This window comes from Variovorax paradoxus B4 (assembly GCF_000463015.1).
GTDB classification, from domain to species: Bacteria; Pseudomonadota; Gammaproteobacteria; order Burkholderiales; family Burkholderiaceae_C; genus Variovorax; species Variovorax paradoxus_E.
In genome coordinates this window covers 1050010-1062113 of sequence record NC_022234.1, presented here as the reverse complement: position 1 = coordinate 1062113, position 12104 = coordinate 1050010, and the positions used below count along the sequence as shown (strand labels likewise).

The following is a 12104-nucleotide window of genomic DNA, read 5'->3' as shown; positions in this document are numbered from 1 at the left end:
TCCCGACATGAACGACAAGACCTCGCCCGCGCCGCTGAAGCATGTCTTCGCCAGCTCGGGCCGCAGCCCGGACGGCGAGATCCCGAGCGGCCGCCATCGCGCTGGCCGCGCGCGTGCAGCTGCAGCCGGGTCGAGCGCGACGGCCCCCGTTGTTGCCATCGACACCAGCAGCAGCCGCCGCGCCGGCTGGACCGCGGCCGTGCTCGTCGTGGTCGCGGCCACGCTGCCCTTCTGGGGCGAGTCGAGCTGGATGCGCGAGTTCGTCGAGATCGCCTGCTACTTCATCTTCGCGATGATGTGGAACCTGCTGGCCGGCTACGGCGGTATGGTCAGCATCGGGCAGCAGGCCTTCTTCGGCTTCGGCGGCTACGTGATGCTGATGCTCGGCAACTTCGCGGGCGTCAATCCCTTCGTCGCGGTCCCGCTGGGGGCGCTGGCCGCGGCGCTGATCGCGGTGCCGGTGTCCTTCGTCGCCTTCCGGCTGTCGGGCGGCTACTTCGCCATCGGCACCTGGGTGATCGCCGAGGTGTTCAGGCTCAGCTTCGCCAATGTGTCGGCGGTGGGCGGCGGCTCGGGCACCACGCTCACGGCGCTGCGCGGCATCGAGCGCGCCACGCGCGAGAGCGTCACCTACTGGATGGCACTGGGCTGCGTGGTGGCGGCGGTCTTGCTGGTCTGCCTGTTCCTGCGCAGCCGGTTCGGGCTGGCGTTGCTGGCGATCCGCGACAACGAGATGGCCGCCGAATCGCAGGGCATTCCGGTGGCGCGCATGAAGCTCGCGGTCTACGTGGTGGCGGCCTTCGGCGCCGGGCTGGCAGGGGCGCTGTACTTCGTGGGCAACCTGCGCATCAGTCCCGACGCGGCCTTTGCGCCGAACTGGACCGCCTTCGCGATCTTCATGGTCGTGATCGGCGGCATCGGCCGCATCGAAGGGCCGCTGGTCGGCGCGCTCGTCTTCTGGGCGCTGAACAAGTTCCTCAGCGACTACGGCACCTGGTACCTGCTCGGGCTCGGGCTGCTGGCCATAGGGGTCACACTCTTCTTCAAGCAGGGGCTGTGGGGCTGGGCGCAGCAGCGCTGGGCCTGGTCCCTGTTCCCGACGCAACGACGGCTGATGCTGCCGCATGCGCCTTCTTCCGACCTGGAGCTCGACGCCCATGCGAAACATCGATGAACACACCATCACCGCCGCCGTGCTCGACCGCATGTCCGGGTGCGAGGATGCGCGCCTGAAGGAAGTGATATCGGCGCTCGTGCGCCATCTGCACGACTTTGCGCGCGAGGTGAAGCTGACCGAGGCCGAGTGGGCCGCCGGCATCGACTTCCTCACCGCCACGGGCCAGAAGTGCGATGCGCAGCGCCAGGAGTTCATCCTGCTGTCGGACACCCTGGGCCTGTCGATGCTCACCGTGGCGATGAATCACGCGAAGAGCCCGCAGGCCACGGAGGCCACCGTGTTCGGCCCCTTCCACGTGGCCGGCGCGCCGCAGCTTCCGCTGGGCAGCGACATCGCGGGCGGCGCCGTGGGCGAACCGTTGTTCGTGGAGGCCAGCGTGCGCGGGCGCGACGGCGAGCCCATCGCCGATGCGGTGGTCGATGTGTGGGAGGCCGATGCCGAAGGCTTCTACGACGTGCAGCGGCCCGGCGATCACCCGCAGGGGCGGGCGGTCTTCCGCACGAACGCCGAGGGCCGCCTGTGGTTTCGCGGCGTGGCGCCGGTGGCCTATCCGATTCCCACCGACGGGCCGGTGGGCGCGATGCTGCGCGCGACGCGGCGCCATCCCTGGCGCCCCGCGCATGTCCACTTCATGATCCAGGCACCGGGCTACGAGACGCTGATCACGCACGTCTTCCGCGAGGGCGACCCCTACCTCGACAGCGATGCGGTGTTCGGCGTGCGCAGTTCTCTGATCGGCAACTTCGCGGCGCATGCCCCGGGCCGCGCGCCCGACGGCAGCCTGCAGGACGGGCCGTTCCACACGCTGGACTTCGCGTTCGTGCTCGAGCGCCAAGCGCCAGGCAACTGCGCTGCTCAAAGCGGATGAAGGTGAGGCGTGAAGCTGGTGTGGTCGCCGTCGGCCGCCGCCCAGCGAAACATGGTTCGCCTCGTGTTGCGGAAAGCGGGCCGAACCCGCGCGCTCCATGGCGTCGCCCGCACGGCCAGCCACTCGGGACTGCCCAGTGTCTCAGCGCCTGCGAGGTCGTAGCAGGCGTAGTAGCGCGGCGAGCCCGCGGCATCGACATAGCGCGCGGCTCGGACGGTCCCCGGCACGGCGGCGAGGCCGGGCAGATGCTCCTGCGCATACCAGGCGTTGAGTTCGTCCTCGAACTCGGGCAGCACGTCCGTCTCCACGACGTAGTGGTGCGAAGCGACCTGGCTGGCCGACGCGCCCCGCACCTCCTGCAGGCAGGCGAGCCGTCTCCACTCGCCGGCAACCCCGTCGGCGGGCGGCGTCGGTGGCAGGGTCCCCGGCAGGTAGGAGTAGATCAGCTGCCCGTCCACCGCTTGCCACGATCGGGCTTCATCCAGCCGCGCGCGGCTCGGGCCCGCCAGCAGATCGGCCGCGGATGCGTCGTGCTTGAGAAGCCAGAGGTCCTGCATTTCGGGGCCTCGTTCAATGCGCGACGTTCAGGGCGACAAGCAGGCGCGACACCATGTTGTAGGCCGCCACGGTCGCCACGACTTCCACCACCCCCTTGGGGTCGAAGTGCTGCTGGATGCGACCCATGAGTTCGTCCGGAACCACGATCCGGCGGGTCATTGCATCCGTCAGCTCCAGCACCAGGTGCTCGATCGGTGTGAACACGTCCGGCAGCACGTCCTGCCGGACGGCATCGATCTTCTCGGCGCTGACGCCCGCCTTCTGCGCGTGGGGCACGTGCGCGTCGTACTCGAAGCTCGCTCCGTTGAGCACCGCGACCCGAAGGATCGTCAGTTCGCGCAGATCGGCCGCAACGCCGGTCTGGTTGCGCACCGCCGTGAGCATGCGTTCCCAGCCCGAGGCGATCGGCCCGCTGTTGAGGAGCACCTGGTAGAGCAGCGACACGCGGCCGCGCTCGGCCATGATGCGGGACTCGACTTCGGCCAGTTCCGGATGCGTGCCGGGTTGCACGAGGGGAACGCGGATGGGGGTGGTGGTCGTCATCATTCGGCCCTGATGTTCTTGGCGCGGATCAGCTTCGCCCATTTCTCGGTGTCGCGCTTCTGGATGGTCGCGAGTTCCTGCGCGGTGGACCCGACAGGCTCGGTGCCTGTCTTCAGCAACTTCTCGCGCACCACCGGGTTGGCCAGTGTGTTGCGCACCGCCTTGTTGAGCGCCTCGACGATGTCGGGCGGCGTCTTCGCAGGCGCAAACAGCGCATACCAGTTGTTGGTGTCGACCCCCTTGATGCCTTGCTCTTCGAGCGTCTTCACGTCGGGCAGCGAAGGATGCCGCTTGCCGGACGCCACGCCGAGCGCCTTGAGCCGTCCACCTTGCAGGTGCCCGAGCAGCCCGGGCACATCGCCGAAGAAGCCGCTGACCTGGCCTCCCATCAGGTCCGTGATGGCAGGAGCGGCGCCTTTGTAGGGCACATGAAGCAGCCTGGCGCCGCTCGAATCGGCGAGCTGCTCGATGGCCAGGTGCGGAATGCTTCCCGTGCCGGAGGAGCCCATCGGCGTGGGCTCTGCGCGCTTCTTCGTTGCTGCGACGAACTCGGCCGCATCCTTGGCCGGATTGCCCTGCTGAGCCACGAGCAATTCGACGTTGTTGACGACCAGCGAGACCGGCACGAAGTCGCGCTGCATGTCGTAGGGGAGCTTCTCGTAGAGCGAAGAATTGATGGCCGCCGCACCCACGCTGGTGAACCACAGCGTGCTGCCGTCCGGCGCCGATTTCATGACATCGACGGCGCCGATGGCGCCATTGGCGCCCGGCTTGTTGTCGATGATGACCATGCGGCCCAGCTCCTTGCCGAGCTGTTCGGACAGGGTCCGCGCGACCGCGTCGACCGGCCCGCCCGAGGTGAAGGAAACGACGATCCGCGTCGTCTTCGGCTGTGCGTGCGCGGCGGGCAGCAGCAGCGCGGCGAATGCCGCCGCGAGCAGGTGGTGCTTGATCATGAATGTCTCCGTCTTTTTGTCATCGCTCGAATCTCAGTCGCAGCGCGCGGTCATGCCGCCATCGACGATCAGTTCGGTGCCGGTGATGAACCGGGCCTCGTCGCTCGCCAGGAACAGCACCGCGCTCGCCGTGTCGCGGCCATCGCCCATGAAACCGAGCGGAATGCGTTTCTGGCGCTGGGCCAGCAGTGCATCGACGTTGCCGCCGGCGCGCTGCTTTGCCAGGCGCGTCTCGACCATCGGCGTGTGCAGCTGCCCCGGCACGACGCTGTTGACCCGGACACCCCGGGCGGCGTGCTGGACCGCGATCACGCGCGACATCTGGATGACGCCGGCCTTGGTCGCGGCGTACGCCACCTGGGCGCTGCCGGTCCAGCGCAGGCCCGAGGTCGAGGAGATGTTGACGATCGAACCCGCGCCCTTCGCGAGCATCGTGGGAAGCACGTGCTTGCAGGTCAGGAACACGCTCTTGAGGTTCACGTCGACCTGCAGGTTCCATGTCTCTTCGGCCAATTCCACCGGCCCGCCCGCTGCGGACCCGCCCACGTTGTTGACCAGGATGTCGATCGTCCCGTAGGTATCGAGGCAAGCCGCCGCCATGGCGGCGACGCTCTCGCTGCTCGTGACGTCGCAGAGCCATGGCGCGATCGATGCGCGGGCGTCGCCGGCCAGCTCGAGCGTCTCCTCGAGCCGGGCGCGATCGCGGTCCACCGCGAGGACCCTGGCGCCTTCCTCGGCGAGGCGAACGGCAATGGCGCGGCCATTCCCCCAGCCGGCGCCGACGCAACCGGCACCGGTCACGATGGCGACCTTGTTCTCGAATCGCAGGCTCATGTCTTGTTTCCAAATCGATAGAGGCGTTCCGGGTTGCCGACCAGCAACGCATGGCGTGCGGATTCGGTCGGAGCAACCTCGGCAATGAGGTCGACGAGCTGCTGCTCGTCGGGAATGGGGCCAGCGTGGTTGGGGTGGGGCCAGTCGTTGCCCCACACGACCCGGTCGCCGAATTCCGCAACCAGCTTTCGCGCGAAGGGCTGGGCGTCGGCATAGGGCGGACCGCGCCGCGTGATGCGGTCCATGCCGCTCACCTTGACCCAGAAGCGTTCGTCCGCCATCAGCCCGAGCAGCGCCCGGAAGTCCGGCTGGTCGAGGCCCAACGCCGCATCGATGCGTCCGATGTGGTCGATCACCACCGGCGTGGGCGACCGGCGCAGCGCGGGCGCCAGGTCCGTGAGCAGGGCCGGATCGCCGTGGATCTGCAGATGCCAGCCGAGCGGCGCGAAGCGACCCGCCAGCGACAGGACCTCCTCGATGGGCGCGTGCCGGCCGAGGTGGCCCATGAAGTTGAACCGGGCACCGCGAAAGCCCGCGGCGTCGAGGTGCTGGAGTTCTGCGATGCCCGTGTCGGTCGGCAGCAGGGCGACACCGCGGTAGCTCGACGGCCGCCCAGCGACCGCGTCCGCGGTGGCCCGGTTGTCGAAGCCGTGGCAGGCCGACTGCACGACCACGCAGCGCTGCAGGCCGAGCCGGTCGTTCAGCGCGTACAGGGCTTCCTTCGGCGCATCGGCCTCGGGAACGAAGCTGGCGTCGGCGGCATAGGGAAAGCGCGCGCGGGGCCCGAATACATGGCAATGGGCATTGCAGGCCCCGGGGGGCAGGGTTGAGGTCATGAACGCAGTTTCCCGGCCGCGGGCGATACGCGTAAGGACGCCGGGCCTATATCAGCTATGCTGCCTGGCTATGGAACTTCGCCAGCTTCAGTATTTCGTCGCGGTGGTCGATGCGGGGAGCTTCAGCCGTGGTGCGGTGGTGCTGGACCTGGCGCAGCCCAGCCTGAGCAGGCAGATCGCGCTGCTGGAGGCGGACCTCGGGCAACGGCTGCTGGTGAGAACCGGACGCGGCGTGACCACGACGGATGCGGGAGAAGCCCTGCTCGTCCATGCGCGCGCCATGCTCGAGATCTCACGCCGCGCCCGCGACGAGCTGGGAGAGATGGACGAAAGTCCGGGCGGCCGGATCGTGGTCGGCATGCCGCCACGGGTGGCCCTTGGCTTGAGCGCGCCCCTCATCCGGCGGTTCAGGCAGAGGTTTCCCCGTGCCGTCATCACGGTGCTCGAAGGCCTGAGCGTTGCGCTGCGCGAATCGCTGATCGCGGGGCGGCTGGACCTGGCGCTGCTCTTCGATCCCGCGCCTTCGGCCCAGCTTTCGTACCAGCCGCTGATGCGCGAAAAGCTCCTGCTGGTGGCGCCGCCCAAGAGCAAGCTGCCGGCCCGCGTCGCCTTGCCGGCGCTGGCGAACTACCCCATGGTCCTGCCCAGTGCGCCGAATGCGATCCGGCATTTGCTCGACTCGGTGCTGGGTCCGCGCCGCATCGAGCTCCAGGTGCTCGCGGAGGTCGGCGCCGTGCGTACCGTCCTGGCGCTCGTGGCGAGCGGCGTCGGGTGCACGATCCTTCCGGAGAGCGCATTGGGCGCAGTCGGCGACGAAGCACTGCCACGCGCGCCGATCGGGCCGCCCGGCATCTGGAACGCGCTGGTCCTCGCGACGCCGACGGTGCGTCCGGCCACCCGGCTCGTGCGCGGTACGGCGCAGCTTCTTCAAGAACTGGATTTCCGGCGCCACCAAGCCGAATAGGCAAACTGGGTGGCTCCCCCCCAAGACTTCATGTTCAACGTGTCCTCACAGCACTGGCGGAAGGCATCGCAGGCGGGCTTCGTACGCTTCCCATGCACGGATGCGGTTCTCGAGGTCTTCATGATTGACCGATCGCGAGAGATAGCGTTGTCGCGGGTCGGCTGTGCCGGTCGCGCAGCACCGCACAAGGGCTGCGACAGCACGCTTGAAGGCGTCGTGCACGGACGGAACGGGCGCCTCAACTGCATCGGTCGACAGCGGAGGTGGGAGGATTCGGCTGATGTTCATGGTGAACTCCTGGGGTTGGAATCGCGTGTTGGCGAGGGGAGGCCTTCTTCGCCTTGGCCACGCCGTCCGTCCCGGCCCGACATCCGCCGTCGGACCGCAGGCATCAGCGGAATCGGCGGCAACGGGCGCATGCGCATGTCGTCTTCCCAAGCGGAACGGTGGGGTCCCGAGCCTAGGGAGATCGCACGCTCAAGGCGTCATCGGAACCAATGACGCGTGGGGTCGCCGCACCATCAATCGATGTTCGATAGGCCGGCTTCGGGCAGGCGTCCGAGCCAGAGGGAGGTCAGCGCCGCCCGGTTATGGACACCGAACTTGGCATAGATCGACTTCACGTGGATGTGCGTCGTGTTCGGGCTTTGGCCCAGGATGGCTGCGACCGCCTTCTCCGCCTTTCCGTCGAGCAGTCCCAGCAAGACCCTGCGTTCCATCGCCGTGAGCGGCGCGTTCGCGATGAGGAGCCCGTGGCTGAGCAATTGCTGGCGGTAGAACCAGCGCAGCCCGCGAAGCGCCAGGCCGAAAGGGTGCTTGTCCGCTGATGAGAACCGGGGTGCTTCCGTGCTGCGGAAGATGAACAGGTGCACCCGCACATCGTCGTTGATCGCACAACGCATCGACATGCTGTCCGCGTGTCCGATAGCCAGATAGTGGCGCCGATAGTGTGGTCCGTCGAACCACTGCGGAGGCAGCGCTTCAAACAGGAGCTGGGTGCGGAACGGTTCTTCGCCGGACACGGCAAGGATCTGTGAGAGGTCGACAGACGGTGACCACAGGGTGTCGAACTGCTCCTGGACCGAGGCGGCAATCGGCGGCAAAGGCCGCAGGAGGCGGACGAATCGCGGACGCCAGCCGTTCAACGCGTCGCCCGACGCAGGGCTTGGCAGCCGCACGACCACCGACCAAAGTGCGTTGTGCGCGCCGAAGATCGAACAGAGGCTGCAGAGCAGATGCTCGAGCGCTTCATCGCCATCGCCGATGGGGTAGTTCGCGAGTTTGTCCCACAGCGCGTAGATCGCCTCGGTGAAATCGTTCCCTGGAGGCTGGGCGGGGCGCGCAACTCCTGCATTCAATTGGTCACCTGTTTAGGTTATTACGCGACGCAGCCTGCCGGCCTACGATCCCTCGATGAACCAGCCCAGCATCGTATGGCATTTGACGGACCTCGCGCCTCGGGTTCGGGCGTCGGCTCGGAACCGCGTGCGATGACGGGCCTGCAAGGGATTCCCGTCGCCGAGCTGTCGGAGCTGATCGGCGCGATCTACGACTGCTCCCTCGACCCGCAGCGGTGGGCCGCAACATGCGCAATGATTGCGCAGCGCTGTGACAGCGTCGGGGGCGGCATCTGCGTGCACGACCTGAAGCAGATCCAGAACGACCAGCTGTACGTCTTCGGCTATGAGCCGGAGTTTCTGCAGAAACTCGGCGTCCAGTACGCCGAGAGTCCGATGGCTGTGGCCGATGTCGTTTCCAACATCGGGGAGGTGAGCGCGCTGTCGATGGAGCGCTTCCATCTGCATGACAGCCGCTTCTACCGCGAAGTGTTGCAGCCATACGGGGTGCTCGACATCATCTGGTTTCCGGCGCTGCGCACCGGCGGGCGCATGGCGTCCCTGCACGCGTCGCGCAGCGACAAGTCGCCGCCCTACCAGCAGAGCGACCTCGGCCTGTTCGAGCTCCTTGCGCCGCACGTCTGCCGTGCCCTGGCGATTTCCGATGCGCTCGACATCCAGGTGCTGAATTCAGAGGCGCTGAAGAGAACCCTCGATGGGCTGGCCGCCGGCGTGTTCCTGGCAGCGCGTGATGGTCGCGTCGTGTACATGAACACTGCGGCCGAGCGACAGGTCAGATCGGGCACGGCGATGCGCCTGGTCAACAACCGGTTGTTCCCGGTCTGTCCGGCCGCGCGTGCCGCATTGACGCAGGCGATCCAGGATTCAGGCCGCGATGGTGCCGACATGCGCACCAAGGACCATGCGATCGGAATCCCCGATGGAGCCGGCGGGGGCTACGTCGCCACCTTGCTGCCGGTTGCCGATGGCCGCCGCGCGGGAATCCTCGCACCGTTCGCGGCGAGTGTTGCCGTGTTCATCCAGGATCCTGTCCAGGCGCCGCTGATGCCTGGGGAGGCATTTGGACGGCTGCATGGTCTCACCGGCGGCGAACTGCGCGTGCTGATGGCGCTGTCGCAAGGCCTCGGCGGCATCGAGGCCGCCGGCATGCTGGGCGTGGGCGAGCCGACCATCCGCACCCACCTGCAGAGGATCTACTCCAAGACCGGCACGTCCAAGCAGGGGGATCTGCTGCGTCTGCTGCACCACTCGACACCTCCGACTCGGCAGCAGGCGCGCCTGGCGGATCCTTGTGCGCATGAACCCGTGTCATCGCTTCCGATGACGCGGCGGCTGCGGTGATCGCCTACGCTCGCGCACCAAGATTGACAACAAGAAAGTTTGCCATGTTCGACCGCACCGTTCGACGCCTGTCCGCAGCACAAAGCGCACTCATGCTTCGGCTCTCGAAGCGCACGCAGCTCATCGGGTCCTTCGCGACGGGGGCGGTTGTCGCCGGCGCTCTCCTGACCTTCGCGATGAACAGTCCGGCCGTCAGCGTCACGGCACCAAGCAAACCTGCACGAGCAGCCGCGGCAGTCCCGCTCATTGCCGCGACGCAATCCAGACTCGATCTGCTGCGCAACGAGGCGGCGAGCGGCGACGAATTTTCAAACCGGGCACTCTCCCAAGCTCTGCTGGACGAGTTCGACTTGACCGGCGACTCAGATGACCTCTACGAGGCCATGCTTTGGGTCGACAGGCGTTGGGACCTGCACGGCAATCAAGAACTGGCTGCGCGCATCGTCGACCGCTACTGCGGGCACCGCGTGGTGCGTTGGCACTTGTTCTGTGTTCTGGGCGAATGACGGACACGGGCCACCGTGATCGCTTTCGATGCGGCGCGGTCGGTTCGCAAGACCCCGGGGCTCCGCCAGGCATTCCGGTCTTGCCATCAGCCAGGAGTAGATATGGACTTCCTCAGGATATTCCAAACAGCAGTGCTCGCGGGGCTGGGAGTTACCGCCACCGCGTGTCACCAGAGCAGACAACCGCTGGAGTCCGGAAAAGCCGCGGCGCAGGCCGAAGATGACAACCTTGCGTCCAGATACGCCCGGGCCACGGAGGCGAGCGTCGTGGGGACGGGCCGCGATGCCTACATCGGCGAGATCTTCTCGAAGGAGCAGAGGGCACTCGCCTCCATGCCCCCGGACGCGGACGCTCCAAGCTTCTGAGCAACCATCCAATCAAATCCATGCAGCATGGTTGCCTGTCGCCAGGATGGGCGACCGAAGTCGGTCACAACACACACATCGTTCTGAAATCATCGCAGAGGGCGAGCATCGTTTGTCGTGCTTCAGCGATCTTGGCGTGCCGATGCATCGATGCCGCCGACTTGGCTTGTGCGGTGTTCGCTTGCCGCGCAGCAGCGCGATGCGTTTGCGGCGCGTCACCTTCATGCGCAGTTGCAGCCTTTCCAGGCGATACAACCGGTACACGGGCTTCTTGCCCACTTCCCGGCCCTCGCGTTCAAGCATCACCAGGACACGCCGGCAACCAAAGCGAGGCCCGCTCATCGCGATGTCTCGAATGCGCTGACGCAGGGCGCTCGGACCGCGTGCGGCGCTCTCGGTGTACCGCGTCGAACGCCGCAGCAGCGACAGTCGACATGACCGATGCACACTGATCTGAAAGCGCTCTTGCGTTCAGGCCGCCAGCTCGCGCCGCTTGGCAGCCTTCAGAGCTTTTTCGCACGAGCTCCTGCTGAATCTGCCGATCCAGCGTCAGGTCGGCCACGATACGCCGCAACCGTGCGCTTTCGCCCTCGAGTTGCTTGAGCTTGTGCAGCTCACTCACGCCGAAGTCCGCGTACTTCTTCTTCCACGTACAGAACGTCGCTTCCGATATGCCGATCTGTCGGCACACATGCACCACCGGCGTGCCGCAATCGGCGAGTCGCAGCGCGTAGGCAATCTGCTCCTCGGAAAATCTCGACTTCTTCATCGCTTCTCCTTGCCCCGTTCGGGGCATGGGAGGCAACCGTACCCTTGGTTTTGATCTGTATTGGGTGTCCGGGGCAACGTCATCCCACTGACGGACCGTATGGCATGTGCAAATTCCGTGAGGATCGCAGGCCGCGCCAGGTCGTCTCGTCGAAAGAACAAGCCGAACGACGGCAGGACGACCCGCGGTCCGACTTTGAGCCTTTGCACGCCGCCCCTGGCGACTTCGTCCGCCGCATGCTCCAGTCGTACCGCGCACAGCAGCGAGGGATCCTTGCGAAGGACGGTGCCGATCGTTACCGAGGACATGGCCTCGATGACCGGCACCGGCGGTGTCACGCCGCTGTTCAGGAAGACTGTCATGAAAGCCTGCCTGACCAGCGTGTCCTTGGGCGGAAGCACCCATTGTGCGGCTCGCAGATCGGCCCACTGCAACCTGCGTTTGGTGACGCTCGGGTTCGAGAGGGAGGCGAGCACACAGAGCTCGTCCTTCAGCATCACGGCGGGTTCGAGCAACGGAATCATGTCGCTGGAGATCAGCTCGGGCGTGATGGCGCCGAAGACGCAGTCGAGCTCCCCTTCGAGCAGGCGATGGATGAGTTCGTGGACACGGCCCTCTCGCAACTGCACGGCGGCTCCCGGCAGTCGCTTTCGCAGCTTGACGATGGCCGCTGGAACGGCGGCAGTGACCGACGGCGCGCCGACGCGCAACACCGCTGTCACTCCGCTTTGCATGGCGTCCACATCCGCGGTGGCCCTGGCCAATTCATGCAGCACTGCGCGTGCTCGAAATGCGGCGCTTGAACCCAGAGCGTTTGCATGGATCCCCTGATGGCTGCGTTCGAACAGCCTGGCCCCGAAGCAGCTCTCGAGCTCTCCGAGCATCTTGCTGATCGCAGGCTGGCTCAGATGCAGCTGCGCCGCCGCGCCGCGCATCGTGGGCGTCCCGGACAGCACCACGAGCAGTTCGAGGTGTCTCAGGCGCAGCGTGCGGACGAGGCGGTCGGTTCTGGTGTCCATTTCGGCATC

General features: G+C 66.7%; 16 protein-coding genes. 6 read left to right on the top strand and 10 right to left on the bottom strand.

The annotated features are described in order from the left end of the window. Positions 1-7: 7 nt before the first annotated feature. Both VAPA_RS32090 and VAPA_RS32085 read left to right on the top strand, forming a co-directional pair. Positions 8-1174: a branched-chain amino acid ABC transporter permease gene (locus VAPA_RS32090; RefSeq protein WP_080666979.1), complete on the top strand. Its 1167-nt coding sequence runs from the start codon at positions 8-10 to the stop codon at positions 1172-1174. Beyond that, positions 1158-2045, top strand: a complete 888-nt coding sequence (locus tag VAPA_RS32085) for an intradiol ring-cleavage dioxygenase (RefSeq protein WP_021004421.1) — start codon at positions 1158-1160, stop codon at positions 2043-2045. Before VAPA_RS32090 ends, VAPA_RS32085 begins: the two co-directional genes overlap by 17 nt. Here VAPA_RS32085 and VAPA_RS32080 read toward each other — a convergent pair. From VAPA_RS32080 to VAPA_RS32060, 5 genes are read right to left on the bottom strand one after another with little or no spacing between them, the layout of a single operon-like run. Further along, positions 2033-2602, bottom strand: a complete 570-nt coding sequence (locus VAPA_RS32080) for a DUF4286 family protein (protein WP_021004420.1) — start codon at positions 2600-2602, stop codon at positions 2033-2035. The genes VAPA_RS32085 and VAPA_RS32080 overlap by 13 nt on opposite strands. Before the next feature lie 13 nt (positions 2603-2615). After that, positions 2616-3146, bottom strand: coding sequence for a carboxymuconolactone decarboxylase family protein (locus VAPA_RS32075; protein ID WP_413470494.1), 531 nt, complete (start codon positions 3144-3146; stop codon positions 2616-2618). Then, positions 3146-4102 (bottom strand): Bug family tripartite tricarboxylate transporter substrate binding protein, encoded by a 957-nt coding sequence (locus VAPA_RS32070; protein WP_021004418.1) that lies wholly within the window; start codon positions 4100-4102, stop codon positions 3146-3148. The genes VAPA_RS32075 and VAPA_RS32070 overlap by 1 nt, the downstream gene beginning before the upstream one ends. Positions 4103-4135: 33 nt before the next feature. After that, complete coding sequence (locus VAPA_RS32065; RefSeq protein WP_021004417.1) at positions 4136-4936, bottom strand: SDR family NAD(P)-dependent oxidoreductase; 801 nt, start codon at positions 4934-4936, stop codon at positions 4136-4138. After that, positions 4933-5772 carry an amidohydrolase family protein gene (locus VAPA_RS32060; protein WP_021004416.1) on the bottom strand — a complete coding sequence of 280 codons (840 nt, stop codon included), beginning with the start codon at positions 5770-5772 and terminating at the stop codon, positions 4933-4935. The genes VAPA_RS32065 and VAPA_RS32060 overlap by 4 nt, the downstream gene beginning before the upstream one ends. A gap of 70 nt (positions 5773-5842) precedes the next feature. Between VAPA_RS32060 and VAPA_RS32055 the strand changes: the two genes are divergently transcribed. Further along, a complete protein-coding gene (locus VAPA_RS32055; RefSeq protein ID WP_021004415.1) occupies positions 5843-6736 on the top strand; it encodes a LysR substrate-binding domain-containing protein in 894 nt (297 codons plus the stop codon). A gap of 45 nt (positions 6737-6781) precedes the next feature. Here the strand turns inward: VAPA_RS32055 and VAPA_RS34285 are convergent, their stop codons facing one another. Both VAPA_RS34285 and VAPA_RS32050 read right to left on the bottom strand, forming a co-directional pair. After that, positions 6782-7024 carry a hypothetical protein gene (locus tag VAPA_RS34285; RefSeq protein ID WP_021004414.1) on the bottom strand — a complete coding sequence of 81 codons (243 nt, stop codon included), beginning with the start codon at positions 7022-7024 and terminating at the stop codon, positions 6782-6784. Positions 7025-7257: 233 nt separating this feature from the next. Then, positions 7258-8094, bottom strand: coding sequence for a helix-turn-helix transcriptional regulator (locus VAPA_RS32050; RefSeq protein ID WP_021004413.1), 837 nt, complete (start codon positions 8092-8094; stop codon positions 7258-7260). Positions 8095-8226: 132 nt separating this feature from the next. Between VAPA_RS32050 and VAPA_RS32045 the strand changes: the two genes are divergently transcribed. From VAPA_RS32045 to VAPA_RS32035, 3 genes are all read left to right on the top strand, one after another. After that, entirely contained in the window at positions 8227-9435 is a 1209-nt protein-coding gene (locus tag VAPA_RS32045; RefSeq protein ID WP_021004412.1) for a helix-turn-helix transcriptional regulator, read from the top strand. A 44-nt stretch (positions 9436-9479) separates the two neighbouring features. Then, on the top strand, positions 9480-9941 hold the full coding sequence (locus VAPA_RS32040) for a hypothetical protein (protein WP_230559067.1): 462 nt from the start codon (positions 9480-9482) through the stop codon (positions 9939-9941). Positions 9942-10043: 102 nt separating this feature from the next. Further along, positions 10044-10307: a hypothetical protein gene (locus VAPA_RS32035; RefSeq protein WP_021004410.1), complete on the top strand. Its 264-nt coding sequence runs from the start codon at positions 10044-10046 to the stop codon at positions 10305-10307. A 12-nt stretch (positions 10308-10319) separates the two neighbouring features. On the opposite strand, the gene VAPA_RS34700 is transcribed toward VAPA_RS32035, so the two are convergent. From VAPA_RS34700 to VAPA_RS32025, 3 genes are read right to left on the bottom strand one after another with little or no spacing between them, the layout of a single operon-like run. After that, on the bottom strand, positions 10320-10649 hold the full coding sequence (locus tag VAPA_RS34700) for a hypothetical protein (protein ID WP_155248150.1): 330 nt from the start codon (positions 10647-10649) through the stop codon (positions 10320-10322). Then, complete coding sequence (locus VAPA_RS34695; RefSeq protein WP_021004408.1) at positions 10603-11076, bottom strand: transposase; 474 nt, start codon at positions 11074-11076, stop codon at positions 10603-10605. The genes VAPA_RS34700 and VAPA_RS34695 overlap by 47 nt, the downstream gene beginning before the upstream one ends. Continuing rightward, on the bottom strand, positions 11073-12095 hold the full coding sequence (locus VAPA_RS32025) for a LysR family transcriptional regulator (protein ID WP_021004407.1): 1023 nt from the start codon (positions 12093-12095) through the stop codon (positions 11073-11075). The genes VAPA_RS34695 and VAPA_RS32025 overlap by 4 nt, the downstream gene beginning before the upstream one ends. Positions 12096-12104 lie beyond the last annotated feature (9 nt).

Coding starts and splice junctions, on each gene's coding strand:
- VAPA_RS32090 (WP_080666979.1), top strand. CDS start 8: ATGAACGACAAGACCTCGCCCGCGCCGCTGAAGCATGTCTTCGCCAGC.
- VAPA_RS32085 (WP_021004421.1), top strand. CDS start 1,158: ATGCGAAACATCGATGAACACACCATCACCGCCGCCGTGCTCGACCGC.
- VAPA_RS32080 (WP_021004420.1), bottom strand. CDS start 2,602: ATGCAGGACCTCTGGCTTCTCAAGCACGACGCATCCGCGGCCGATCTG.
- VAPA_RS32075 (WP_413470494.1), bottom strand. CDS start 3,146: ATGACGACCACCACCCCCATCCGCGTTCCCCTCGTGCAACCCGGCACG.
- VAPA_RS32070 (WP_021004418.1), bottom strand. CDS start 4,102: ATGATCAAGCACCACCTGCTCGCGGCGGCATTCGCCGCGCTGCTGCTG.
- VAPA_RS32065 (WP_021004417.1), bottom strand. CDS start 4,936: ATGAGCCTGCGATTCGAGAACAAGGTCGCCATCGTGACCGGTGCCGGT.
- VAPA_RS32060 (WP_021004416.1), bottom strand. CDS start 5,772: ATGACCTCAACCCTGCCCCCCGGGGCCTGCAATGCCCATTGCCATGTA.
- VAPA_RS32055 (WP_021004415.1), top strand. CDS start 5,843: ATGGAACTTCGCCAGCTTCAGTATTTCGTCGCGGTGGTCGATGCGGGG.
- VAPA_RS34285 (WP_021004414.1), bottom strand. CDS start 7,024: ATGAACATCAGCCGAATCCTCCCACCTCCGCTGTCGACCGATGCAGTT.
- VAPA_RS32045 (WP_021004412.1), top strand. CDS start 8,227: ATGACGGGCCTGCAAGGGATTCCCGTCGCCGAGCTGTCGGAGCTGATC.
- VAPA_RS32040 (WP_230559067.1), top strand. CDS start 9,480: ATGTTCGACCGCACCGTTCGACGCCTGTCCGCAGCACAAAGCGCACTC.
- VAPA_RS32035 (WP_021004410.1), top strand. CDS start 10,044: ATGGACTTCCTCAGGATATTCCAAACAGCAGTGCTCGCGGGGCTGGGA.
- VAPA_RS34700 (WP_155248150.1), bottom strand. CDS start 10,649: ATGAGCGGGCCTCGCTTTGGTTGCCGGCGTGTCCTGGTGATGCTTGAA.
- VAPA_RS34695 (WP_021004408.1), bottom strand. CDS start 11,076: ATGAAGAAGTCGAGATTTTCCGAGGAGCAGATTGCCTACGCGCTGCGA.
- VAPA_RS32025 (WP_021004407.1), bottom strand. CDS start 12,095: ATGGACACCAGAACCGACCGCCTCGTCCGCACGCTGCGCCTGAGACAC.